At 62.2% G+C, this 22,035-nt stretch carries 20 protein-coding genes; 17 read left to right on the plus strand and 3 right to left on the minus strand.

From position 1 onward, the window contains the following. Positions 1 to 133 precede the first annotated feature (133 nt). Positions 134 to 1,354: a CaiB/BaiF CoA-transferase family protein gene (locus tag D886_RS0100005; protein WP_027591940.1), complete on the minus strand. Its 1,221-nt coding sequence runs from the start codon at positions 1,352 to 1,354 to the stop codon at positions 134 to 136. Positions 1,355 to 1,368: 14 nt separating this feature from the next. Continuing rightward, positions 1,369 to 2,550 carry an acyl-CoA dehydrogenase gene (locus D886_RS0100010; protein ID WP_027591941.1) on the minus strand — a complete coding sequence of 394 codons (1,182 nt, stop codon included), beginning with the start codon at positions 2,548 to 2,550 and terminating at the stop codon, positions 1,369 to 1,371. A 162-nt stretch (positions 2,551 to 2,712) separates the two neighbouring features. Here D886_RS0100010 and D886_RS0100015 point away from each other — a divergent pair, with 162 nt between their 5' ends. The 10 genes from D886_RS0100015 (at position 2,713) to D886_RS0100060 (ending at position 12,550) form a co-directional block, all read left to right on the plus strand. After that, the gene (locus tag D886_RS0100015) at positions 2,713 to 3,615 is read left to right on the plus strand and encodes a LysR family transcriptional regulator (protein ID WP_027591942.1); all 903 of its coding nucleotides are present in this window, start codon (positions 2,713 to 2,715) and stop codon (positions 3,613 to 3,615) included. Positions 3,616 to 4,043: 428 nt separating this feature from the next. Next, entirely contained in the window at positions 4,044 to 5,165 is a 1,122-nt protein-coding gene (locus tag D886_RS0100020; RefSeq protein WP_027591943.1) for a Re/Si-specific NAD(P)(+) transhydrogenase subunit alpha, read from the plus strand. 12 nt (positions 5,166 to 5,177) lie between these two features. Beyond that, a complete protein-coding gene (locus tag D886_RS0100025; protein WP_027591944.1) occupies positions 5,178 to 5,492 on the plus strand; it encodes an NAD(P) transhydrogenase subunit alpha in 315 nt (104 codons plus the stop codon). A 2-nt stretch (positions 5,493 to 5,494) separates the two neighbouring features. Further along, positions 5,495 to 6,931: an NAD(P)(+) transhydrogenase (Re/Si-specific) subunit beta gene (locus D886_RS0100030; RefSeq protein ID WP_027591945.1), complete on the plus strand. Its 1,437-nt coding sequence runs from the start codon at positions 5,495 to 5,497 to the stop codon at positions 6,929 to 6,931. A gap of 187 nt (positions 6,932 to 7,118) precedes the next feature. Then, positions 7,119 to 8,612 carry an acetyl-CoA hydrolase/transferase family protein gene (locus D886_RS0100035; protein ID WP_027591946.1) on the plus strand — a complete coding sequence of 498 codons (1,494 nt, stop codon included), beginning with the start codon at positions 7,119 to 7,121 and terminating at the stop codon, positions 8,610 to 8,612. A 408-nt stretch (positions 8,613 to 9,020) separates the two neighbouring features. Then, positions 9,021 to 9,236, plus strand: a complete 216-nt coding sequence (locus D886_RS0100040; protein ID WP_012269957.1) for a DUF1127 domain-containing protein — start codon at positions 9,021 to 9,023, stop codon at positions 9,234 to 9,236. Positions 9,237 to 9,531: 295 nt separating this feature from the next. Beyond that, positions 9,532 to 9,849: a DUF2388 domain-containing protein gene (locus D886_RS0100045; protein WP_027591947.1), complete on the plus strand. Its 318-nt coding sequence runs from the start codon at positions 9,532 to 9,534 to the stop codon at positions 9,847 to 9,849. Positions 9,850 to 9,935: 86 nt separating this feature from the next. After that, positions 9,936 to 10,241 (plus strand): DUF2388 domain-containing protein, encoded by a 306-nt coding sequence (locus D886_RS0100050; protein ID WP_027591948.1) that lies wholly within the window; start codon positions 9,936 to 9,938, stop codon positions 10,239 to 10,241. A 36-nt stretch (positions 10,242 to 10,277) separates the two neighbouring features. Beyond that, the gene (locus tag D886_RS0100055; protein WP_027591949.1) at positions 10,278 to 10,598 is read left to right on the plus strand and encodes a DUF2388 domain-containing protein; all 321 of its coding nucleotides are present in this window, start codon (positions 10,278 to 10,280) and stop codon (positions 10,596 to 10,598) included. After that, on the plus strand, positions 10,595 to 12,550 hold the full coding sequence (locus tag D886_RS0100060; protein WP_027591950.1) for a DUF4105 domain-containing protein: 1,956 nt from the start codon (positions 10,595 to 10,597) through the stop codon (positions 12,548 to 12,550). The genes D886_RS0100055 and D886_RS0100060 overlap by 4 nt, the downstream gene beginning before the upstream one ends. 50 nt (positions 12,551 to 12,600) lie before the next feature. Here the strand turns inward: D886_RS0100060 and D886_RS0100065 are convergent, their stop codons facing one another. Continuing rightward, positions 12,601 to 13,002 (minus strand): GFA family protein, encoded by a 402-nt coding sequence (locus D886_RS0100065; protein WP_027591951.1) that lies wholly within the window; start codon positions 13,000 to 13,002, stop codon positions 12,601 to 12,603. Positions 13,003 to 13,269: 267 nt separating this feature from the next. Between D886_RS0100065 and D886_RS0100070 the strand changes: the two genes are divergently transcribed. The 7 genes from D886_RS0100070 to D886_RS0100100 all read left to right on the plus strand — a co-directional run bounded on the left by D886_RS0100070 (position 13,270) and on the right by D886_RS0100100 (position 22,035). Further along, the gene (locus tag D886_RS0100070; RefSeq protein WP_027591952.1) at positions 13,270 to 14,577 is read left to right on the plus strand and encodes a CitMHS family transporter; all 1,308 of its coding nucleotides are present in this window, start codon (positions 13,270 to 13,272) and stop codon (positions 14,575 to 14,577) included. 73 nt (positions 14,578 to 14,650) lie between these two features. Further along, positions 14,651 to 15,421: a TerC family protein gene (locus D886_RS0100075; protein WP_027591953.1), complete on the plus strand. Its 771-nt coding sequence runs from the start codon at positions 14,651 to 14,653 to the stop codon at positions 15,419 to 15,421. 297 nt (positions 15,422 to 15,718) lie between these two features. Continuing rightward, entirely contained in the window at positions 15,719 to 17,377 is a 1,659-nt protein-coding gene (locus D886_RS0100080; protein WP_027591954.1) for a Na/Pi cotransporter family protein, read from the plus strand. A gap of 30 nt (positions 17,378 to 17,407) precedes the next feature. After that, positions 17,408 to 18,814 (plus strand): pitrilysin family protein, encoded by a 1,407-nt coding sequence (locus D886_RS0100085; RefSeq protein ID WP_027591955.1) that lies wholly within the window; start codon positions 17,408 to 17,410, stop codon positions 18,812 to 18,814. A gap of 133 nt (positions 18,815 to 18,947) precedes the next feature. Beyond that, the gene (locus D886_RS0100090; RefSeq protein ID WP_027591956.1) at positions 18,948 to 19,970 is read left to right on the plus strand and encodes a DUF5924 family protein; all 1,023 of its coding nucleotides are present in this window, start codon (positions 18,948 to 18,950) and stop codon (positions 19,968 to 19,970) included. Between the two features lie 143 nt (positions 19,971 to 20,113). Continuing rightward, positions 20,114 to 21,247 (plus strand): ABC transporter permease, encoded by a 1,134-nt coding sequence (locus D886_RS0100095; protein ID WP_027591957.1) that lies wholly within the window; start codon positions 20,114 to 20,116, stop codon positions 21,245 to 21,247. Further along, positions 21,244 to 22,035 (plus strand): ABC transporter ATP-binding protein, encoded by a 792-nt coding sequence (locus D886_RS0100100; RefSeq protein ID WP_027591958.1) that lies wholly within the window; start codon positions 21,244 to 21,246, stop codon positions 22,033 to 22,035. The genes D886_RS0100095 and D886_RS0100100 overlap by 4 nt, the downstream gene beginning before the upstream one ends.

Here is a 22,035-nt window from a genome sequence, read left to right on the forward strand (position 1 = left end):
ACGCTGGAAGTGGGGCGCATTATAAGGGGATTCGAAACCCCGTCAACCTTTAATTCCAAGAAACCTTAATAAAGCTGAAAAACAAAGCGGGGAGGCCTTCGGCCTCCCCGCTATTCCACTTCTCTATATAGGCTCAAAGCACCCCAGCACTGCGCAAGCGGTGCACGGCATCCGTATCCAACCCAAGCACCTCACTCAATACCGCCTCGGTGTGCTCACCCAACAGCGGCGGCGCCCGCCGGTACTCCACCGGCGTCTCCGACAGGCGAATAGGGCTGGCTACCTGCGGCACACTCCCCGCCAGTGGATGCGGGACAGTCACCGCCAACCCTCGAGCCACCACCTGCGGATCCTGGAACATCTGCGCCAGGTCATTGATTGGCCCACACGGCACCCCAGCCTTCTCCAACTGGCTCACCCACTCCGCCGTGGTCTTGAACACCGTAGCCTGACGAATCAACGGAATCAGCTCACCACGGTTGGCCACACGCAGCTTATTTGTAGCGAAGCGCGGATCATCCGCCCACTGCGGCTGCCCAGCCACCTCGGCAAACTTGCGAAACTGACCATCATTACCCACGGTAAGGATGAAATCGCCGTCTGCTGTAGGGAAGTCCTGGTAAGGCACGATATTGGGATGCGCATTACCCAGGCGCCGGGGCGGGGTGCCCGTGGTCAGGTAGTTCATGGCCTGGTTCGCCAGGCAGGCCACCTGGACATCGAGCAGTGCCATGTCGACATGCTGACCGATCCCGGTCTGGTCCCGATGGGCGAGGGCAGCCAAAATCGCCACAGTCGAGTACAACCCGGTAAGAATGTCAGTCAGCGCCACGCCAACCTTTACCGGCCCAGCACCTTCTTCCCCCTCAGGCCGACCGGTCAGGCTCATCAGGCCACCCAGCCCTTGGATCATGAAGTCATAGCCCGCGCGCTTGGCATAGGGCCCGGTCTGGCCAAAACCGGTAATGGAGCAATAGATAAGCTTTGGGTTGAGCACTTTCAGGCTTTGGTAATCCAGCCCATAGGCTGCGAGGCCACCCACCTTGAAGTTCTCGATGACAATATCCGACTTCGCCGCCAGCTCACGCACCAAACGTTGCCCTTCAGGCTGCGTGAAGTCGATCGTCACCGAACGCTTGTTGCGATTGGCCGAGAGGTAATAGGCGGCCTCACTGGTGTTCTCACCTCGGGCATCTCTGAGGAAAGGCGGCCCCCACGAGCGGGTATCATCGCCATTACCAGGGCGCTCGACCTTGATCACGTCAGCCCCAAGGTCAGCGAGAATCTGGCCAGACCATGGGCCGGCCAACACGCGCGAAAGGTCCAGCACCCGCAGATGTGATAGCGCGCCCATGGGCTGGCTCCTTATTAATAGAAGGCCTGGATGCCGGTCTGAGCACGCCCCAGGATCAACGCATGCACGTCATGGGTACCTTCATAGGTGTTGACCACCTCAAGGTTCACCAGATGGCGAGCCACGCCAAATTCATCGGAAATGCCGTTACCCCCCAGCATGTCACGCGCCATGCGGGCGATATCCAAGGCTTTACCGCAAGAGTTACGCTTCATGATCGAGGTGATCTCGACAGCCGCCGTGCCTTCATCCTTCATGCGCCCCAACCGCAGGCAGCCCTGCAGTGCCAGGGTGATCTCGGTCTGCATGTCGGCCAGCTTTTTCTGGATCAGCTGATTGGCTGCCAGCGGGCGGCCGAACTGCTGACGGTCCAGGGTGTATTGGCGCGCGGTATGCCAGCAGGCCTCGGCGGCGCCCAACGCCCCCCAGGAGATGCCATAGCGTGCCGAGTTCAGGCAGGTGAACGGGCCCTTGAGGCCGCGCACGTCTGGGAAGATGTTCTCCTCAGGCACGAACACGTTGTCCATCACGATCTCGCCGGTGATCGAAGCACGCAGGCCCACCTTGCCATGGATCGCCGGGGCGCTGAGGCCTTCCCAGCCCTTTTCCAACACGAAGCCGCGGATGTCGCCTGCGTCATCCTTGCCCCACACCACGAACACATCGGCGATCGGGCTGTTGGTGATCCACATCTTGCTACCGGTCAGGCGGTAGCCGCCGTCCACCTTTCTGGCCCGGGTGATCATCGAGCCCGGGTCGGAGCCGTGGTTAGGCTCGGTCAGGCCGAAGCAGCCGATCCACTCACCCGTGGCGAGCTTGGGCAGGTACTTCTGCTTCTGCGCCTCGGTGCCGAATTCGTTGATCGGTACCATCACCAGGGAAGACTGCACACTCATCATCGAGCGATAGCCAGAGTCGATCCGCTCGACCTCGCGAGCGATCAGCCCGTAACACACATAATTAAGGCCGCTGCCGCCGTACTGCTCGGGGATGGTGGCACCCAGCAAACCGATTTCACCCATCTCGCGGAAGATCGCCGGGTCGGTCTGCTCATGGCGGAAGGCTTCGAGCACGCGCGGCGCCAGCTTGTCCTGGGCGAACTGATAAGCGCTGTCACGCACCATGCGCTCTTCTTCAGTGAGCTGCTGATCGAGCAGCAGCGGATCGATCCAGTTGAAGCTTGCTTTACCGGCCATGAGCGAAATCCTCGAAAAGAGAGAGCAAATTCTTGTGCCCTTGAGCCTAGGCCTGATCGGCCGTCGGGACAAACGAGGATTGCGCACGGATTAGTGATAATTTGTCACTTCGTAAATCAGCAAAACGCCACATTGACAGCCTTACAAGTGAGGTTGACGTACATGCGCCGCAAGATCCCCAGCACTGCCGCCCTGGTCTGTTTCGAGGCGGCGGCGCGTAACGAGAGCTTCACCAAGGCCGCGCAAGAACTCGCGCTGACCCAGGGCGCCGTTTGTCGGCAGATCGGCGGCCTGGAGGCCTTCCTTAATGTGGAACTGTTTCGCCGCTCAAGGCGCGGGGTGAAGCTGACAGAGGCTGGCCTTTCCTACAGCCGCCAGGTTGCCGCGCAGCTGGATGCGGTAGAGCGCGATACCTTGTCGGTCATGCGCCAGCAGGGCGCCAATGTGATCGAACTGGCCGTGGTACCCACCTTCGGCACCCAATGGCTGCTCCCCAGGCTCAAGGACTTCCAGCAGCGCCACCCAGACGTCACCGTCAACCTGACCAACCGCACCCGGCCATTTCTGTTTGCCGACACAGCCTTTGATGCAGCCATCTATTTCGGCGATGCCGACTGGTCCGGCACCCAATCGCATAGACTGATGGGCGAGAACCCTGTCCCCGTCTGCAGCCCGGCGTTGCTGGGCGGGCAGGGCATGCTCGACGCCCGCCGCATTGCGCAACTCCCCTTGCTGCAGCAGACCACGCGCCCCTATGCCTGGCGGCAATGGTTCGGCGGCCTGGGCATGAACGTGGAGCGCGACATGACAGGCCCGCGTTATGAACTATTCTCGATGCTCGCGCAGGCGGCGATGCACGAAATGGGTATCGCGCTGATCCCGCCCTTTCTAATCCAGCGGGAGTTGCAGGAGGGTAGGTTGGTGGTCGCTAACAGGCATGCCCTGAGCAGTGACAAGGCCTACTATCTGATGATTCCCGAACGCAAAGTGGAGTCTGCCTCGCTACGGGCTTTCCGCGACTGGCTGGTAGCACAAGCGCAGGCTTACACCACCGCCTCTGCCTAGTCGCAGCCAACCAACCTGACTTCGTAGTCAATTATTTTAAACACCTACAGATATATGTATTTGTCGCATATTCGAAAACTGTTACGCAAGCCTGAAAATCCCGTTTAACCCTGCTGACTGCGCGGCTTTCAGGCTTAAATTGCGACATTGAGCGAACCGTAAGCGAAATACCGCAATTTTTTTTAGTTTTATCTCCTAATCTCCCAATGGCCCATGGTTGACGGGCTGCAACCGAAGGCTTGCGACATACGGTCACAGGGTGACTTGTAGTTTTAACTTCGTTTCGCTCCAGAACCGGTTGAAGCCCCTTGGGTTCATCTGCAAAATGCCTGGCCCGCCTAGGATTCGGCGGGTTGGACCGCACCAGCGCACCAGCCGAAGTACGCTGGCTTCAACAAAGACAAAAGGTCACCGCAGGAGACATAGTCGTGCACATTGGTGTTCCTCTCGAGACGCAGACGGGTGAGACAAGGGTCGCCGCGACCCCTGAAACCATCAAAAAACTGGTTGCCCAGGGCCATCAGGTCACCGTCCAACGGGGGGCAGGGCTAAACGCCAGCATTCCGGACAGTGCCTATGAGGCTGTGGGTGCCTCCCTGGGTACCGCCGCCGATGCCTACGGCGCGCAACTGGTACTTAAAGTAGTCGCGCCCAACGACCAGGAGATGGCGCTGATCAACAGCGGCAGCCTACTGGTGGGCATGCTCAACCCGTTCAACAGTGAACTGATCGGCAAGATGGCCGAGCGCGGTATCACCGCCTTCGCCCTCGAAGCAGCGCCGCGTACCTCGCGGGCACAAAGCCTCGATGTGTTGTCGTCCCAGGCCAACATCGCCGGTTACAAGGCGGTACTGCTGGCAGCGCACTACTACCCTCGCTTCATGCCCATGCTGATGACGGCCGCCGGTACCGTGAAGGCTGCCCGCGTGCTGATCCTCGGTGCAGGCGTTGCAGGCCTGCAGGCCATTGCTACCGCCAAGCGCATGGGTGCCGTGATTGAGGCGTCGGATGTACGCCCCGCCGTTAAAGAGCAGATCGAATCGCTGGGCGCCAAGTTCATCGACGTGCCTTACGAAACCGATGAGGAACGTGAGTGCGCCGAGGGCGTTGGTGGCTATGCGCGGCCGATGCCGGCCAGCTGGATGCAGCGCCAGGCCCAGGCGGTACACGAACGCGCCAAGCAGGCCGACATCGTCATCACCACCGCACTGATCCCTGGCCGCAAGGCGCCGACCCTGCTCAGCGCCGAAACCGTCGCGCAGATGAAGCCTGGGTCGGTGGTCATCGACCTGGCGGCCGCCCAAGGCGGTAACTGCCCACTGACCGTCGCCGACCAGGTGGTGCAGGAAAACGGCGTGACCATCGTCGGCCCGACCAACCTGCCTGCCCAGGTGGGGGCCGATGCATCGGCACTGTACGCACGCAACCTGCTGGACTTCATGAAGCTGTTGTTCGACAAGGACAATGCGCTGGTCATCAACCTCGAAGACGATATCGTCGCGGCCTGCCTCATGTGCCGCGATGGCCAAGTCGTCCGCAAGAACGGCTAAGGAGCACGACAAATGGAAGACATGCTGATTTCCCATGGCATCTACAACCTGATCATTTTCGTGCTAGCCATCTATGTGGGCTACCACGTGGTGTGGAACGTCACCCCGGCGCTGCACACGCCGCTGATGGCGGTCACCAACGCCATCTCGGCCATCGTCATCGTCGGTGCCATGCTGGCGGCGGCGCTGACCGTAACGCCCGCCGGCAAGCTGATGGGCACGCTGGCCGTGGCCTTGGCTGCGGTCAACGTGTTCGGTGGCTTCCTGGTCACCCGTCGCATGCTTGAGATGTTCAAGAAGAAAGCCAAGAACGAGGCGAAGAAGTAAGCATGAGCATGAATCTGGTAACGCTTCTCTACCTGGTCGCCTCGATCTGCTTCATCCAGGCGCTCAAGGGCCTTTCGCACCCGACCACGTCACGCCGCGGCAACCTGTTCGGCATGATCGGCATGGGCTTGGCAATCGTCACCACGGTTGGCCTCATTTATAAGCTGGGTGCAGAACTGGCAACGGCCGGTATCGGCTACGTGATCGTCGGCCTGTTGGTCGGTGGTACCGCGGGTTCGATCATGGCCAAGCGGGTCGAGATGACCAAGATGCCGGAACTGGTCGCTTTCATGCACAGCATGATCGGCCTGGCCGCGGTGTTCATCGCCATTGCCGCCGTGTTGGAGCCGCAGTCGATGGGTATCGTCGCCAGCATCAGCGACCCGATCCCGACGGGTAACCGCCTGGAGCTGTTCCTCGGCGCGGCAATTGGTGCCATCACCTTCTCCGGCTCCGTGATCGCCTTCGGCAAGCTGTCGGGCAAGTACAAGTTCCGCCTGTTCCAAGGCGCACCGGTACAGTTCGCCGGCCAGCACAAGCTGAACCTGATCCTGGGCCTGACCACTATCGCCCTGGGCCTGCTGTTCACCTTCACCGGCCACTACAGTGCCTTTACCCTGATGCTGGTTCTGGCCTTCATCATGGGCGTGCTGATCATTATTCCGATCGGTGGCGCGGACATGCCGGTGGTGGTGTCGATGCTCAACAGCTATTCGGGCTGGGCAGCAGCGGGTATCGGCTTCTCGCTGAACAACTCGATGCTGATCATCGCAGGCTCGCTGGTCGGCTCCAGCGGTGCCATCCTCTCGTACATCATGTGCAAGGCGATGAACCGTTCGTTCTTCAATGTCATCCTCGGCGGCTTCGGCGGCGCGACCGATGCCGGTGGCCCCGCAGGCACCCAGGAAGCTCGCCCGGTAAAATCGGGTTCGGCCGACGACGCTACCTTCCTGCTCAGCAATGCCGACACAGTGATCATCGTGCCGGGTTACGGCCTGGCAGTCGCCCGTGCCCAGCACGCGCTGAAGGAGCTGACCGAGAAGCTGACCCACAACGGTGTGACCGTGAAGTACGCGATCCACCCGGTGGCAGGCCGCATGCCGGGGCACATGAACGTGTTGCTGGCCGAAGCCGAAGTGCCGTACGACCAAGTGTTCGAGATGGACGACATCAACGCCGAGTTCGGCCAGGCCGACGTGGTACTGGTGTTGGGCGCCAACGATGTGGTCAACCCGGCAGCGAAAAACGATCCCAAGTCGCCGATTGCCGGCATGCCGATCCTGGAGGCGTTCAAGGCCAAGACCATCATCGTCAACAAGCGCTCCATGGCCAGCGGCTATGCAGGCCTGGACAACGAACTGTTCTACCTGGACAAGACCATGATGGTATTCGGTGACGCCAAGAAGGTAATCGAGGATATGGTCAAAGCCGTGGAGTAACCCACTGGCTGCAAACCGTGCGCTATATAAGAAGCCCCGCCGAGAAATCTGCGGGGCTTTTACATTTACCTGATCCAGATCAACGGCTCTACTTCCGGGCTTCTCATACGACCATGGTCGTGGGACGGCAACCGGCGAAATCTCTAGACTGCGCTCCAGTAGCTTCAGTAGCCTGAGATAACAATCCATGTACCGTGATCGTATCCGCTTGTCCTCCCTGCACAGCAAGGTAATGAGTGCGGCTGATGCCGCTGGTCTGATCGAGGACGGCATGACCGTCGGCATGAGCGGCTTCACCCGCGCCGGCGAAGCCAAGGCCGTACCCCATGCCCTGGCCGAACGTGCCAAGCAGTCGCCGCTGAAAATCAGCCTGATGACCGGCGCCAGCCTGGGCAATGACCTGGACAAGCAGCTGACCGAGGCCGGCGTGCTGGCTCGCCGCATGCCCTTCCAGGTCGACAGCACCCTGCGCAAGGCCATCAACGACGGCCAGGTGATGTTCATCGACCAGCACCTGTCGGAAACCGTCGAGCAATTGCGCAACCAGCAGCTCAAGCTGCCGGACATCGCCGTCATCGAAGCCGTGGCCATCACCGAACAAGGCCATATCGTGCCGACCACCTCGGTAGGCAACTCGGCCAGCTTCGCGATCTTCGCCAAGCAAGTGATCGTCGAGATCAACCTGTCGCACAACGCCAACCTCGAAGGCCTGCACGACATCTATATCCCGACCTACCGCCCAACCCGCACACCGATCCCGCTGGTCAAGGTCGATGATCGCATCGGCAGCACCGCCATCCCGATCGACCCGGCCAAGATCGTCGGTATCGTCATCAGCGACCAGCCGGACTCGCCATCCACTGTATTGCCGCCGGACGACGAAACCCAGGGCATCGCCGACCACCTGATCAACTTCCTCAAGAAGGAAGTCGACGCTGGCCGCATGACCAACAAGCTCGGCCCACTGCAGGCCGGTATCGGCAGCATCGCCAACGCGGTGATGTGCGGCTTGATCGATTCGCCGTTCGAAGACCTGACCATGTACTCCGAAGTACTGCAGGATTCGACCTTCGACCTGATCGACGCCGGCAAGCTGAGCTTCGCCTCCGGCAGCTCGATCACCCTGTCGACCCGTCGCAATGCCGATGTGTTCGGCAACCTGGAGCGCTACAAGGACAAGCTGGTGCTGCGCCCACAGGAGATCTCCAACCACCCAGAGGTGGTCCGTCGCCTGGGCATCATTGGTATCAACACCGCGCTGGAGTTCGATATCTACGGCAACGTCAACTCCACCCACGTGTGCGGCACGCGGATGATGAACGGCATCGGTGGCTCTGGCGATTTCGCCCGTAACGCGCACCTGGCCGTGTTCGTCACCAAGTCGATTGCCAAGGGTGGCGCGATTTCCAGCGTGGTGCCGATGGTCAGCCACGTCGACCACACCGAGCACGACGTCGACATCCTGGTCACCGAGCAGGGGCTTGCAGACTTGCGCGGCCTGGCGCCACGCGAGCGTGCCCGGGCAATCATCGATAACTGTGTGCACCCGGATTACCGCGCAGCGCTGAACGACTACTTCGATCGCGCCTGCCAGCGCGGTGGCCATACGCCGCACATTCTGCGCGAAGCATTGAGCTGGCACGAAAACCTGGAAGAGACCGGGCGCATGCTCGCCAGCTGATTCCCACACGCCTGTAGTTACACCGCTCCAAACAAGCCGCCTTTAGCCGGTACAGCGCGCGATTCGTCGTCAGCGCCGTGCCGGATGAAGGCGGCTTGCCGGCGATACAGCCGGTACAGTCAAAGCCCTCGCTCGATACGAACTCCAATCAAGCTACGAAACTGTACTACTGTACTGGTATTTTTAGCTGGCTCTCTGCTCACTACCTCTCCCCACCGATAATTTCGCACCATATAAGTGCAGACCAGTACAGTTGCGCCTATTTCGAGTGCAACAGTAGGGTTACACAGTTAACTGAACCATCTTAATGCCGCAGAACTGTATCTACTGTTATGGACAAGAGAGGAGGATCATTGGCATCAGTTAAATCACTACCTAATCCCGCCATAAGCGGAAGGATGAAACATCATGGAACGTACACTCAGTTCCGGTCTGGTCTTTGAAAGCAACGCCCAACAATCCAACGCTTCGATGCCTCTGCGCGCCCTGTCCACCCTGCTGTTGTGGCAGCGTCGCATGGCCAGCCGCCGTCAACTGGCTCGCCTGGACTCCCGCCTGCTGGCCGACGCCGGTATCAGCGAGTCGCAGCGTTACGAAGAGCTGAGCAAGCCTTTCTGGCGCTAAGCTCCGGCTTGCCGGCTATGCCCGGCACCGCGAATTCCTAAACCCGTTGCAGGTGACTGCAGCGGGTTTTTTGTTTGTAAGCTACGTACCAGAGCGGCTCACAGCTCTACAGGTACAGTTTCTTATAATGCAAAAACACACCAGTACAGTACTGGGAAGGGGTGTTCATTAACATCCAGAAACATCGACGCGTGATACGCTTGGCTTAACAGTCTGGTAGAAACCAGATGTTGAAAAGTACCGAGACGCGCAGTGCGAGCGTCCGATTAGCAGAATTCCCTAGGAGTCCACGATCATGTCCCTTAAACACCTGATTGGCGCCGCCCTGATGCTGAGCCTGGCCGGCACCGCCAGCGCCACCAGCTTCGTCGTCACCACTGACGCAGTCGTGGGCGCTGTCGCTGCATCCACCGACGCCACCTCCGACGTATCGTCGTCGTTCCGCGACGACAAGATCGTCCAAGCCGCCCGTGACGATGCCGCCAGCTTCGTTGGCAGCCAAGGCGACATTCGCGGCGCCAAGCTGGAAAGCGCCTTCCTGCATATTCGCGCACAAATGCCGACCCTGCAGGCTAGCGACGCACAGCTGGCACAGGCCATCCTGGCCATCTGACCTGCACTCAACCCTGCGGCTGTACGGGTGCTCGCCCGCACAGCCGCAGGTGTCTTCACCCCCTCGTTCCCAGCCGTCAGAAGCCCATGCGTTATCTGTTGCCGTTGTTGTTAGTCGCCGTTGGCATCCCCCTGAGCATGGCACCTGCCCATGCGTTGGACACCACCACGCAAAGCCTGGTCATCACAGGCTATGTCACCAGCCAAGTCACCACCGCGCCGTTCGACCGCAAGCTGGTCAGCCAGGCCCGTGACGATGCTGCGGCATTCGTCGCCAGCGATGGCCTGATCCTCGGTGCGCGCCTGGAAGCGGCGTTCGCCTCGCTGCGCCAGCACGGTGCTGCACAGGCTGTCGGCGACCTGGAACTGGCGCAAGCAATTCTCGTCCAATGACTACACCTGACTCCCTGTATTTTTCGGAGATGCTCCATGCGTAAACCGCTGATTGCCGCTACCCTCGGCATGCTGCTGCTGGCCGACCTGGCCCAGGCACAGACGCTGGTGGCCACCAGCAACATCATCGTGCGTGCCTTTGGCCGTTCGATCGATTTCACGTCCGACACCACCACCTCGATCCGTGATTCCAAAGTCGTGCGTGAAGCGCACGACGATGCCGCCAGCTTCGTCGCCAGCAACGGTGATATCCGTGGCGCCCAGCTTGAAGCTGCGTTCAATACCCTGCGCGAGCGCCTGCCTGAAGCGCGAGGCGCCAGCGACCAAGTGCTGGCTGAAGCCATTCTCGCGCTGTGAACCAGGTGCGTGCCTGGCTGCTCGGCTGCGCCCTGACGCTGCTCGGCACACCCGCCCTGGCCGACCTGCAGCTTGAGCTGCAGGCTTCCGGCCTCGACCCTCAACAACGCCAAGCCAGCCAGGCACTGCTCGACGAAGCACTGAGCAAGCTGCCGCCGCGCTTCAAGCAGCAACTGGACCGGCGTGTGCAGGTCAGCTGGACTGCGCGCATGCCCGCCGACGCCTATGGCCAGGCGTCGCTGGTTTCTACCCTGGAGCTCAACAGCCGCCTGCTGCCCGGGCTGGTCGATGGCAGCGCCGCCCGCGAACGCACCCACCGCCCACACGGCACCGTGCGCGAAGAGCTGCTGGCGACTGTCCTGCATGAGCTGACCCATATTTACGACCGGGCCCGGTTGTGGCCGTCCACCGAGCGCTCGCTGATCGCCCGTTGCAAGCGCCAGCAGGGCACCGTGGGCAAAATCGGCTTGCCAGAGGCGTGCCGCGGCCAGGCCGAGCGGCGCTTCACCTTGAGCGATGACCCACGCCTGCTCGACCTTGCGGGCTGGCAGCAATATGTCGGCCGCCGCGGTGAGCGTGAGCAGCACAACGGCCAGTTCGTGCGCAGCCCAGACACCTATGAGCTGAGCAGCCCCAAGGAATTCATCGCGGTCAACATGGAGTACTTCCTCCTCGACCCGAGCTATGCCTGCCGGCGCCCCGCCTTGAACCAGTACCTGCGCGACCACTTCGGCTGGGCACCCGCACAAGAGAGCTGCGCCAAGGGCTTGCCATTCCTCAACGCGGGCAGCGACTTCGCTCGCCAGCCACTGGGCGAAATCGACCCCGAACGCGTTTATGAAGTCGACTACCTGCTGGCCGAGGCCAATCAAAACTGGGTCAGCCGCTGGGGCCACAGCATGCTGCGCCTGGTCATCTGCAAACCTGGGCGGCCGCGCGGCCCGGATTGCCGCCTGGACCTCGACCAGCACCTGGTGCTGTCGTACCGCGCCTTCGTCAACGATGTGCAGTTGTCCAGCTGGGACGGCCTGGTCGGCGCTTATCCATCGCGGCTGTTCGTGTTGCCGTTGGGCCAGGTCATCGACGAGTACACCAAGACCGAGCTGCGCAGCCTGGCGTCGATCCCCCTCAAGCTCGACCGCCAGGAAGTCGAGAACCTGGTGCGCCAGGCGGCGGAAATGCACTGGAGCTACGACGGCAATTACTACTTCCTGTCCAACAATTGCGCGGTCGAATCGCTGAAACTGCTGCGCAGTGGCACCGCCAACCCGCGCCTGAACGACCTCGACAGCATCATGCCCAACGGCCTGCTGGAAGTGCTCAAAGGGCGGGGCATTGCCGATACTCGTGTGCTTGATGACCCCCGCGAAGCCCTGCGCCTGGGTTACCGCTTCGACTCCTACCGTGACCGCTACCAGGCCATGTTCGACGTGCTGAAAAAGCAGCTGCCGATCAAGCAGGACAAGGTCGAGGACTGGCTGGCCCTGGATGCCGAACAGCGCCGCGGCTGGTTCGCCCAGGCCGACCTGCGCACCAGCGCTGCCTTGCTGCTGCTTGAGCAGGCCAGCCTGCGCCGCCAGCTGTTGCTGGCCCAGGACGAGGTCAAGCAGCGCTACTTGAACGCGGCGGCGCTGAAGGATGGCAGTATCGACAAGGCCAACCAGACGCTGCAGCAGATGCTCGCCAACAGCGGCTTCCTCAGCCGCCCGGCAGAACTGCTGGACGCCAAAGGCTATGGTCTACCGCAGCCCGATGAGCGCAAGCACCTGGAGAAAGTCAGCAGCGAGCGGCAGGCCCAGTTGCTGCGCCTGAGCACCGACCTGGACAAAGAGGTGAGGGCGCTGCTGGATCCGTCGCGGGCCAAGGAGATTGCCGCGATCGAGACCAACGTGAAGCAGGTGGGTGAGCATCTGCGAACGCTGCACAAGGCCGCAGGCGGGTTGCAGTTGTAGTCATCACAGCACCGGCCTCATCGCGGGCAAGCCCGCGAAGGCCAGATGACCTACAGGCTTTCCCCAACCTCCCCAGGCAGATCCTCATCCAGGTGCAACCAAGGCAACCGGCTACCCGTCCAGATATGCCGGTTGGCCCGCACCCGCTCCGGGTGGTCCAGCGTCGCCACCGTCACATCGATGCTGTCCGGGCTGTGCGAAGTGACCAGGGCCACATGCGCCCCACACTGCCCACAAAAATACCGGCTGCAACTGGCCGGCGCCACATAGCAGCGCGGCTCGCCCACCAGCCACTGGAAAGCGGAACGTGGCACCGTCAGCCAAGTCACCACCAGCCCGCCACTGACGCGCCGACAGATCGAACAATGGCAGTGGGCAACATCCGTCAGCGCGCCCTCCAGCCGATACCGCAAGCCACCACAGTGGCAGCCACCTTCGGTCACATTCTGCATCACCTACCTCCCGTCGCCTTTGTCACAGCGAAAGCTGGCTGAAAGCTTGCCCTCTTAGGATAGCGCCCACTACCGGCACAAGACCGGTCAGCCAGGGCACCCGGAATCTTCCGCGCCCGGCCCAATCAACAACAACAATGGTGATTCTGATGTATTCCTGTGCCCGCCTTCATGTCGTCCCCCTCCGCATGCTCCCTGCACAGCGCCTGACGCGCTGATCCGCCCGAATCGACTGTCCTTTCGCCGCGCCACGCCTGGAGTATTGCCATGCTGACCTTCCTCGGCTTTGCCATGGTCATCACCTTCATGTACCTGATCATGACCAAGCGCCTGTCGGCCTTGATCGCGCTGATCCTGGTACCGATCCTGTTCGCCCTGTTCGGCGGTTTCTCCGCCAAGATCGGCCCCATGATGCTCGAGGGCATCAGCAAACTCGCGCCAACCGGCGTGATGTTGATGTTCGCCATCCTCTACTTTGCCCTGATGATCGACTCCGGCCTGTTCGACCCGGCCGTGCGCAAGATCCTCAAGCTGGTCAAAGGCGATCCGCTGAAAGTCTCGGTCGGCACCGCCGTGCTGGCCCTGGTGGTCTCGCTCGACGGTGACGGCGCCACCACCTACATGATCTGCTGCGCCGCCATGCTGCCCATGTACAGCCGCTTGGGCATGAGCCCGCGGATCATGGCCGGCCTGATCATCCTGGCCGGCGGGGTGATGAACATGACCCCCTGGGGTGGCCCGACCGCACGCGCCGCCAGCGCACTGCACGTGGACCCGTCGGACATTTTCGTGCCCATGATCCCAGCCATGCTGTTCGGCGTACTGGCGATCCTGGCCATTGCCTATCTGTACGGCAAGCGTGAACGTGCCCGCCTGGGCGAACTGCACCTGCCGACCGACGACATCGACCACAGCGAAATCACCGTGTCGCAGTTCCCGGAGGCACGCCGGCCAAAACTGTTGTACTTCAACGGTGCCCTGACGGCAGCCCTGATGGTTGCCCTGATCGCAGGCGTGCTGCCACTGCCGGTGCTGTTCATGATCGCCTTCAGCATCGCCATGATCGTCAACTACCCCTGCCTGCAGCAGCAAAAAGACCGCATTGCCGCCCACGCCGGCAGCGTTCTGGCGGTAACCGGGCTGATCTTCGCCGCCGGTATCTTCACCGGCATCCTGTCCGGCACCGGCATGGTCGATGCCATGTCCAAGAGCCTGCTGGCGGTCATCCCCGAGGCCCTGGGCCCGTACCTGGCGGTAATCACCGCGATCGTGAGCATGCCGTTCACGTTCTTCATGTCCAACGACGCCTTCTACTACGGCGTGTTGCCGGTACTTGCCGAGGCAGCCAGCCACTACGGCATCAGCCCGGTCGAGATGGCCCGCGCGTCGATCGTCGGCCAGCCGGTACATCTGCTCAGCCCCTTGGTACCCTCCACCTACCTGCTGGTGGCCCTGGCCGGCATCGAGTTCGGTGACCACCAGCGCTTCACCCTGAAGTGGGCAGTTCTGGTGTGCCTGTGCATAATGCTCGCCGCGCTGCTGATGGGGATTTTCCCGCTGTTCAGTAGTCTTTAATAAACACGTATTACCCCTCCCGCGATGCGCCCCAAATTGGGGCGCATCGCCTTTACCGTTCGAAGGAATACACATGGAATGGCTGACCAGCCCGGAAATCTGGGTTGCCTTTTTCACCCTCACCGCGCTTGAGATCGTTCTCGGGATCGACAACATCATCATGATCTCGATCCTGGTCAGCCGCATGCCCAAGCACATGCAGCCACGTACCCGGATCTTCGGCCTGGCCCTGGCCATGGTCACGCGTATCATGCTGTTGCTGTCGATAACCTGGGTCATGCGCCTGACCGCCGATCTGTTCGTGGTCTTCGGCCAAGGCATCTCCGGCCGCGACCTGATCCTGTTCTTCGGCGGCCTGTTCCTGTTGTGGAAGAGCTCCCAGGAGATCTACCACGGCCTGGAAGGCGAAGACGAAAGCTCGGACGAACCGAAAGGCGCGGGCGGCAAGTTCTTCTACACCATCATCCAGATCGCCATCATCGACATCGTGTTCTCGCTGGACTCGGTGATCACCGCTGTGGGCATGGTCTCCCATGTGCCGGTAATGATCGCCGCCATTGTCGTCGCCGTGCTGGTGATGATGCTGTGCGCCGGTGCCATCAGTAACTTCATCGACAAGCACCCTTCGCTGAAGATGCTCGCGCTGTCGTTCCTGATCGTGGTCGGTACCGTGCTGATCGCCGAATCGTTCGACGTGCATGTGCCAAAAGGCTACGTCTACTTCGCCATGGCGTTCTCGCTGGCGGTCGAAGCGATCAACATCCGTATGCGCACCGCCCTGTCGCGCAAAGATGGCAAAGAGCATGATCCGGTGAAACTGCGCAAGGACATTCCGGGTCAATAAACCCAGGAAGCGCGTTTCAAGCAAGGGCCCTTCGGGGCCCTTTTTCGTGCCTGCCGGCCTCTTCGCGGGTAAACCCGCTCCCACAGGCGCCAACGATCCCTGTGGGAGCGGGTTTACCCGCGAAGAAGCCAGTAGGGCAATCATTCATGACCGGTTGTTTCAAATCGCCGACAGCCATGCGAAGCTGGCAAGCGCTGCACAAAACAACTAAAGCTTTGAGTGGGCACTGAAATTTTCCAAAACGCCCACGCTCCACTTATTGGCCCACATGGGCCATTGGCAACAGGGGGCTTCGCCATGCTGACCCTGCTCAACCTGCTCTCGGCCGTGACGCTATTGGTCTGGGGCACACACATCGTGCGTACCGGCATCCTCCGGGTTTTCGGCTCTGACCTGCGCCGCATCATCAGCCAGAACATGAACAAACGCCCCCTGGCGTTCATCGCCGGGATTCTGGTTACCGCCATGGTGCAGAGCAGCAACGCCACCGCGATGCTGGTCACATCCTTCGTCGGCCAAGGCCTGATGGCCATGACACCGGCCTTGGCGATCATGCTTGGCGCCGATGTCGGTACCGCGCTCATGGCCCGGGTGCTGACCTTCGACCTGTCGTGGCTGTCGCCCCTGCTGATCTTCCTGGGTGTGATCTTCTTCCTCTCGCGCAAACAAACCCGCGTCGGCCAGCTGGGGCGGGTAGGGATTGGCCTTGGCTTGATCATCCTGGCCCTGGAGCTGATCGTGCAGGCCGCTGCGCCCATCACCCATGCCCAGGGCGTGAAAGTCCTGTTCGCGTCGTTGACCGGGGACATCTTGCTCGACGCCTTGGTCGGCGCGCTGTTCGCGATGATCTCCTATTCCAGCCTGGCGGCGGTGTTGCTCACCGCGACCCTGGCCGGCGCTGAAGTGATCAGCCTGCCGGTGGCCATCGGCCTGGTGGTGGGTGCCAACATCGGCAGCGGCTTGCTGGCCTTCATCAGCACCAGCATGCAGAACGCCGCCGGGCGGCGCGTCGCGCTGGGCAGCTTGCTGTACAAGCTGTTTGGCCTGTTGCTGATCATTCCGGTGCTGCACCCACTGGTGGAGTGGATGGACACCTTGAGCTTCAGCCCTCAGGAGCTAGTGATCGGGTTCCACCTGCTCTACAACACCCTGCGCTGCTTGCTCATGCTGCCAACCGTCAAACCCATGGGCCGGCTGTGCAACTTCTTACTGCCCGAGCGCGAAAACGGCAATGGCCAAGTACGCCCGCGCCACCTCGATGCCTCAGCGCTGGAAACGCCCAGCCTGGCACTGGCCAACGCGGCCCGCGAAACCCTGCGCCTGGGCGACATCGTCGACAGCCTGCTCGAAGCCATGCTCGGGGCCTTGCGCGGCACGCAGACCGCCCTGCCACAGCAGGTGCGCGCCTTGGCCGAGGACGCCGAGGCCCTGTACAGCGCCATCAAACTGTACCTGGCGCAGATGACGCGGGAGGACCTTAGCGAGCGCGATAACCGGCGCTGGGCCGAAATCATCGAGTTGGCGATCAACCTCAAGCTGGCCTGCGACCTGGTCGAACGCATGCTGCGCAAAGTCCAGCAGCAGAAAACCAGCCAGCGCCGCGCGTTTTCCCAGGTCGGCCTGGAGGAACTGACCGGCCTGCAGGAGCAGTTGCTGTCGAATCTGCGCCTAGGCCTGTCCGTATTCCTCAGCGCCGACCCCGAAAGCGCGCAGCTGTTGCTGCGTGAAAAACGCCGGTTTCGTGCACAGGAACGGCGCCTTGCCCACGCCCATGTCAGCCGCCTGCAACGCAAGGTGGTGCAAAGTATCGAGACCAGTTCGCTACACTTGGAGCTGATCGCAGACATGAAGCGGTTGAACTCTTTGTTCTGCAGCAGTGCCTATGTGGTACTCGGTGGCTCGGACACGGGCGGGCTAATGCTCGACAGCGTGCCGGACGAAGCCCGCTTGCCGTGATTTCGCCAACCAGGAGATCCAAGCTCGCCCATGCGTTGCCTGATGTTCGTTTGCCTACTGATCTGCAGCCTGCCCACGCTCGCCCTCGACCGCTCGCGGGTTGAAGGCTACCTGCTGCCCAACGGCCTGCAGGTCATCCTCAAGAACGGCTATGAACGCGACCACGTGGCCATCCGCCTGGTGGTGGGGGTCGGCCTGGATGACTTCAGTTGCGAGCAGAAAGAGCTGCCGCACTTGCTCGAGCACTTGCTGTTCAGCGGCATCGACGAAACGGGCGAGGGCGGCCTGGAAGAGCGCCTGCAAGCCCTGGGCGGCGAGTGGAATGCCTACACCAGCAGCGCCGATACCACCTTCGTGATCGAAGCGCCGGCGCGCAACCAGCGAAAAGTCCTCGACCTGCTGCTGGCGATAATCCGCGACACCCCGATCGACGCCAAGGCCCTGGCCACGGCGAAAAGGATCATCGAGCGCGAAGATGGCGGCCACTATGGCCACCTGCAGCGCTGGCTCGACCGCCAGGACATCGGCCACCCCGCCAGTGACCAGTTGGCCACCGAGCTGGGCCTCAAGTGCGCCGAGCGCTCGAACATCGACGACATGACCCTGGAACAGGTGCAGGCCCTGCGCGACCGCTGGTACGCGGCCAACAACATGACCCTGATCCTGGTCGGTGGCCTCGACCGCCTGCTGCCGGCCTACCTGGAGCGGACTTTTGGCGAGCTGCCTGCCACCGAACCGGAAGAGCGCCGCAACCTCGAGAGCATCAGCCAGCAGGCCGACCAACGCCGCGACCTGACCCGCGGCTGGCTGGGCGACAGCGTCAAGTTGCACTGGCTGTTCATCGAGCCGGTGCTGGACAACGACCACCAGCCGACCCTCGACCTGCTGTCACGCTACCTGGACTGGGCACTGTACGACCAGTTGCGCCTGCGCAATGGGCTGTCCTACGGCCCATCGGTGCAGCGCGAAAGCTTCGGCGACAGTGGCATGCTCAGCCTTAACGCCGACCTGGAACGCGACGACATCGACAAGGCGGTCAAGGTGATGCAGGGCTTGTTCGACCACCTGCGCAAGGAAGGCCTCGACCCGGACACCTTTGCCCGTATCAAGGACGCCAGCGTTGCCCGGGAAAGCTGGAGTACCCAAGGCAACAGCGCCTTGGCCGACTATTACTGGGGCGCGTTGAACGACTACACCGACGGCCGCTTTGCCAACCCTGCGCGCAAGTTGCGCCAGGTCAGCCTGGCACAGGCCAATGAGGCACTGAAGGAATTGCTCAAGGACCCGGGTTACCTGCGCATCGAGAAACCGCTGCTGGGTTACGACGAGCTGTACGGGCTGCTCGCCCTGCTGCTGGGGCTGATCCTGGCGGCAGGGTTGCTGCGCTGGCGCCGGCACACCCCGCAACCACCGAGCGGTGCTACACGGCAGAAGTGATTCGGCGGTATCCTTTAGCCAGTACCGGCCTTTTCGCGGCCCCGCTCCCACAACGGTAGACATTGCCCCTGTGGGCGCGGGCTTGTCCGCGAAGCGGCCGGCACAGCCACCCTATCTCTCCTGTTGTAGACCCATGCCCCCAATTCCCCGCTTCGTCCAGCGCGTCATCGAACTGCTTAAACGCTACCCCGGCATCATTGCGCTCGGGGGGTTCCTCTCTGGCATCGGCAGCTTCATCCTGGTCGACCGCCAGGCCGGCCTGGCCAGCTGGGTAGCCGTCCTGATGCTGGTCAGTTGGGTCTGGCTGATGCTGGAAAACACCCTTACCGGCTTGTTCGCCCGCACCTTCAACCGCGAAATCCCGCAGCCCTTGCTGCGCTACGCGACGCAGATGATCCACCAGGAAACCCTGTTCTTCGTCCTGCCGTTCTTCTTCATCACCACCACCTGGAACAGCGGCCAGCTGGTGTTTACCGGCTTGCTGGGCGCTGCCGGGCTGATTTCGATCGTCGACCCGCTGTACTACAAGTGGCTGGCCCCACGGCGCTGGCTGTTCCTCGCGCTGCACACCCTGACGTTGTTCGCAGCATTGCTGACCGCGCTGCCCATCATTTTGCACCTGACCACCGCCCAGAGCTTCAAGCTGGCGTTGATCATCGCCATGGCCCTGTCCTTCCCAAGCCTGGCCAGCAGCTTCCCGGTGAATACCTGGCGGCGCGGCGTGGCCCTGGTGCTGGTGACGCTGTCGGTCGGGGCCGGAGGCTGGTTGCTCCGCTCCTGGGTACCACCGGCGACGCTGTGGATGACCGAAGTGGCCGTCAGTACCGAAGTGCTCAACCGCCAGCCCGGCGAGTCGCTGGACGAGATCGCTGCCAGCCGCATCAAGAGCAGCGGGTTGTATGCGTACACCTCGATCAACGCACCACGAGGCCTGAACGAGCGGATCTATCACGTGTGGCAAAAGGACGGCACGGAAGTCGACCGTATTGCCCTGGACATCCACGGTGGGCGCAAGGAAGGCTACCGCGCCTGGACCCACAAGCAGAACTTCCCGCCTAACCCGGTGGGCAAATGGCAGGTGAGGGTGCTGACCGAAGACGGGCAGGTGATTGGCGTGCTGCGCTTCAAGGTGGTCGACGACACTGCGGCGAAGTGATGGTTGGGGCTTGCCGGGGCGCCGAACCGCTGCGATGGGCCGCAAAGCGGCCCCAAGCGCCCCCACTCAGCACATAATCAACAAACCAGCCCATGCCCTCTGCGCTATGATCAGCCCCTAAGCCTTAGCGCCGAGTCAGTTGCATGGAGCCTATGACCCCCCCCAGTGCCACCCTGGACACCAATCAACACCCCGCCTGCCTGCGCATAACCGGTGATTGGACCCTGGCCCACTACGCCAGCCTCAAGCGCGAAAGCGACCAGTTGCGCACGCAATGCAGCAGCGACACCGTTGCCGACCTCAGCCAACTGGGCCGCCTCGACACCGCCGGCGCCTCGCTGCTGGCCGAACTGCTCGGTTCCGAGCGCCTGTCCCATTGCACCGACAGCCTGCCCGACGCCAGCCGCGCCCTGCTCAAGAACGTCTACTGCTCCGTCCAGGACTACTGCATCCCGGTCAAGGAAGCAGAACGCCCGGTGCTGCTGTTGCTGCTGGAGCGTATCGGCCGTGCCGTCAATACCCTTTGGCAAGACACCCGACAATTGCTCGGCTTCGTCGGCCTGATTCTGGAAACCCTGCTGCGAAGGGCCTTCCAGCCGCACCGCTGGCGGCTTACCCCGGTGGTCGCTCACATCGAGCAGACCGGCCTGGACGCCGCCCCCATCGTGGCCTTGCTGACCTTCCTGGTAGGCGCGGTGGTGGCGTTTCTCGGCGCCACGGTGCTGGCTGCCTTCGGCGCGACCATCTTTACCGTCGACCTGGTGGCGTTCTCGTTTCTGCGTGAATTCGCCGTGCTGCTGACCGCCATCCTCATGGCCGGCCGCACGGCCAGTGCCTTCACCGCGCAGATCGGCTCGATGAAGGCCAACGAAGAAATCGACGCCATCCGCACCCTGGGCCTGAACCCGATGGAGTTGCTGGTCGTGCCCCGGGTGTTGGCCCTGTTGATCTCGTTGCCACTGCTGACCTTCCTCGCGATGATCTGTGGCATTGTCGGCGGCGCGGTGGTCTGCGCGCTGTCGCTGGATATCTCGCCGGCCATGTTCCTGTCGCTGCTGCAAACCGACATCGGTGTGCAGCACTTCCTCGTCGGCCTTGCCAAGGCGCCGTTTTTTGCCTTCCTGATCGCGGCCATCGGCTGCCTTGAAGGCTTCAAGGTCAGTGGCAGCGCAGAATCCGTAGGGGCACACACCACCTCGGCAGTGGTGCAGTCGATTTTCGTGGTCATCGTGCTGGACGCGGTGGCGGCCCTGTTCTTCATGGAGATGGGCTGGTGAGCGGGCGCGAAACAGTCATCGAGGCCCGGGGCATCTGTAACCGCTTCGGCAGCCAGAGCGTGCATGAAAACCTCGACCTGGACCTGTACCGGGGCGAGATCCTGGCCGTGGTCGGCGGCTCGGGTAGCGGCAAATCGGTGCTGCTGCGCAGCATCATTGGCCTGCGCCGGCCCAACGAAGGGCAGATCAAGGTATTCGGCCAAGACCTGGCCGAGCTGCGCGAAGAGCAGCGTTCGTTGGTTGAGCGGCGCTTCGGCGTGCTGTTCCAGAAGGGTGCGCTGTTCTCGTCGCTGACCATCACCGAAAACGTCGCCTTGCCGCTGATCGAGCATGCTGGCTTGTCCCGCGCGGATGCCGAGCACCTGGCCGGGGTCAAGCTGGCCCTGGCCGGGCTGCCGATTTCGGCCGCCGACAAATACCCGGCCTCGCTGTCCGGCGGCATGATCAAGCGCGCGGCGCTGGCACGCGCCTTGGCCCTGGACCCGGACATCCTGTTCCTCGATGAACCCACCGCGGGCCTCGACCCGATCGGCGCCGCCGCGTTCGACCAGTTGATCCTGACCCTGCGCGACGCACTGGGCCTCTCGGTGTTCCTCATCACCCACGACCTGGACACCCTCTACACCATCACCGACCGCATCGCGGTGCTGTCGCAGAAGAAGGTGCTGGTGGCCGGCCCCCTGGCCGAGGTCGAGCAAGCCAACGACCCCTGGATTCAAGAATACTTTCACGGCCCCCGCGGGCGTGCAGCCGAACAGGCCGCCGCCCGCCCGAGGCAGGAGCGCTGA

The sequence above is a fragment of the Pseudomonas sp. LAIL14HWK12:I7 genome, from assembly GCF_000483465.1.
Lineage (GTDB): Bacteria > Pseudomonadota > Gammaproteobacteria > Pseudomonadales > Pseudomonadaceae > Aquipseudomonas > Aquipseudomonas kermanshahensis.